Origin of the sequence: Actinokineospora diospyrosa, assembly GCF_024171925.1 — a bacterium.
Lineage (GTDB): Bacteria > Actinomycetota > Actinomycetes > Mycobacteriales > Pseudonocardiaceae > Actinokineospora > Actinokineospora diospyrosa.
Window position 1 is genome coordinate 1 of the sequence record NZ_JAMTCO010000029.1, and the last position, 3,205, is coordinate 3,205.

General features: G+C 57.3%; 1 rRNA gene. It reads right to left on the bottom strand.

The annotated features are described in order from the left end of the window. Nucleotides 1-52 precede the first annotated feature (52 nt). A 23S ribosomal RNA gene (locus LV75_RS34665) occupies nt 53-3,161 on the bottom strand. Nucleotides 3,162-3,205: the final 44 nt, after the last annotated feature.

Sequence of the window (3,205 nt, forward strand, 5' to 3'; positions counted from 1 at the left end):
GGGTGGGGGTGGTTGGTGTCTCAGACACCGTACAGTGGATGCGTAGCCTCTTTGTAGTAAGCCCTCGGCCTATTAGTACCGGTCGACTCCACCCCTCACAGGGCTTCCATCTCCAGCCTATCAACCCAGTCGTCTACTGGGAGCCTTAACCACTCAAAGGTGGAGGGAGACCTCATCTTGGAACGAGCTTCCCGCTTAGATGCCTTCAGCGGTTATCCCTTCCGAACGTAGCCAACCAGCCATGCCCCTGGCAGGACAACTGGCACACCAGAGGTTCGTCCGTCCCGGTCCTCTCGTACTAGGGACAGCCTTCCTCAAGTCTCCAACGCGCGCGGCGGATAGGGACCGAACTGTCTCACGACGTTCTAAACCCAGCTCGCGTACCGCTTTAATGGGCGAACAGCCCAACCCTTGGGACCTACTCCAGCCCCAGGATGCGACGAGCCGACATCGAGGTGCCAAACCATGCCGTCGATATGGACTCTTGGGCAAGATCAGCCTGTTATCCCCGGGGTACCTTTTATCCGTTGAGCGACCACGCTTCCACAAGCCATGGCCGGATCACTAGTCCCGACTTTCGTCCCTGCTCGACCTGTCAGTCTCACAGTCAAGCCCCCTTGTGCACTTGCACTCAACACCTGATTGCCAACCAGGCTGAGGGAACCTTTGGGCGCCTCCGTTACCCTTTGGGAGGCAACCGCCCCAGTTAAACTACCCACCAGGCACTGTCCCTGAACCGGATCACGGTCCGAAGTTAGACACTCAGTACGATCAGAGTGGTATTTCAACAATGACTCCACACCCACTGGCGTGAGCGCTTCACAGTCTCCCACCTATCCTACACAAACCGAACCAAGCACCAATACCAAGCTATAGTAAAGGTCCCGGGGTCTTTCCGTCCTGCCGCGCGTAACGAGCATCTTTACTCGTAGTGCAATTTCGCCGGGCCTGTGGTCGAGACAGTCGAGAAGTCGTTACGCCATTCGTGCAGGTCGGAACTTACCCGACAAGGAATTTCGCTACCTTAGGATGGTTATAGTTACCACCGCCGTTTACTGGCGCTTAAATTCTGAGCTTCGCGCTTACGCACTAACCCGTCCTCTTAACGTTCCAGCACCGGGCAGGCGTCAGTCCGTATACATCGTCTTGCGACTTCGCACGGACCTGTGTTTTTAGTAAACAGTCGCTTCTCGCTGGTCTCTGCGGCCGCCTCGCCCTAGCCCGCGAAGGGCTTCAAACGCTGCGGCCCCCCTTCTCCCGAAGTTACGGGGGCATTTTGCCGAGTTCCTTGACCACAGTTCACCCGAACGCCTCGGTATACTCTACCTGACCACCTGTGTCGGTTTGGGGTACGGGCCGCACGGACACTCGCTAGAGGCTTTTCTCGGCAGCATGGGATCACTCTACTTCGCCTCAATCGGCTATGCATCACGCCTCACCCTATATGAGCAACGGATTTACCTATCGCTCGGGCCACACGCTTACACCAGACACCAACAGCTGGCGGAGCTACCCTCCTGCGTCACCCCATCGCTTGGCTACTACCGGATCAGATCCCGCGCTCCACCCCTCGGTTCCGAAGAACCTCAGGGCTTTGGGCGGTTAGTATCACCGACCTCACCAGGGACGCGTCCACACGGGTACGGGAATATCAACCCGTTGTCCATCGACTACGCCTGTCGGCCTCGCCTTAGGTCCCGACTTACCCTGGGCGGAACAGCCTGGCCCAGGAACCCTTGGTCATTCGGCGGACGAGATTCTCACTCGCCTATCGCTACTCATGCCTGCATTCTCACTCGCGTCACCTCCACGACTGGATCACTCCGCCGCTTCCCCGGTGACACGACGCTCCCCTACCCATCCACACCACTGCACACCCGAGTCAAGCCCGGGCGCGGATGTAATATGTGAATGACACAGCTTCGGCGGTGCGCTTCAGCCCCGCTACATTGTCGGCGCAGGACCACTTGACCAGTGAGCTATTACGCACTCTTTCAAGGATGGCTGCTTCTAAGCCAACCTCCTGGTTGTCTGGGCGACCCCACATCCTTTCCCACTTAGCGCACACTTAGGGGCCTTAGCTGGTGTTCTGGGCTGTTTCCCTCTCGACTACGAACCTTATCGCCCGCAGTCTCACTGCCGCACTCTCACTTACCGGTATTCGGAGTTTGGTTGATTTCGGTAAGCTTGTAGGCCCCCTAGACCATCCAGTGCTCTACCCCCGGCAAGAAACATGCGACGCTGCACCTAAATGCATTTCGGGGAGAACCAGCTATCACGGAGTTTGATTGGCCTTTCACCCCTACCCACAGCTCATCCCCCAGGTTTTCAACCCTGGTGGGTTCGGGCCTCCACGACGTCTTACCGTCGCTTCACCCTGGCCATGGGTAGATCACTCCGCTTCGGGTCTAGACCACGCGACTCAACCGCCCTATTCGGACTCGCTTTCGCTACGGCTACCCCACACGGGTTAACCTCGCCACGTAGCACTAACTCGCAGGCTCATTCTTCAAAAGGCACGCCATCACCCCTCAAGGCTCTGACGGCTTGTAGGCACACGGTTTCAGGTACTCTTTCACTCCCCTCCCGGGGTACTTTTCATCTTTCCCTCACGGTACTAGTCCGCTATCGGTCATCAGGAAGTATTCAGGCTTAGCGGGTGGTCCCGCCAGATTCACAGCGAATTTCACGAGTACGCTGCTACTTGGGAACACTCTCCAGAGGTCACAGTTTTTCGCTTACGGGGCTCTCACCCTCTACGGCCGCCCATCCCAAGGCGTTCAACTAAACACATGACTTTCTTACTCTGTACTGGTTCGGCAGAACCAGTCGAAAGGTCCCACGACCCCGCCACCGCAACCCCTGCCGGGTATCACACGACGACGGTTTAGCCTCTTCCGCTTTCGCTCGCCACTACTCACGGAATCACGGTTGTTTTCTCTTCCTACGGGTACTGAGATGTTTCACTTCCCCGCGTTCCCCCCCAACACCCTATATATTCAGGTGCGGGTGACACCACATGACTGGTGCCGGGTTTCCCCATTCGGACACCCTCGGATCACAGCTTGGTTGGCAGCTCCCCGAGGCTTATCGCAGCCTCCTACGTCCTTCATCGGCCCCTGATGCCTAGACATCCACCGTATGCCCTTACACACTTACTACAAAGATGCTCGCATCCACTGTACAGTTCTCAAACACCAACCAG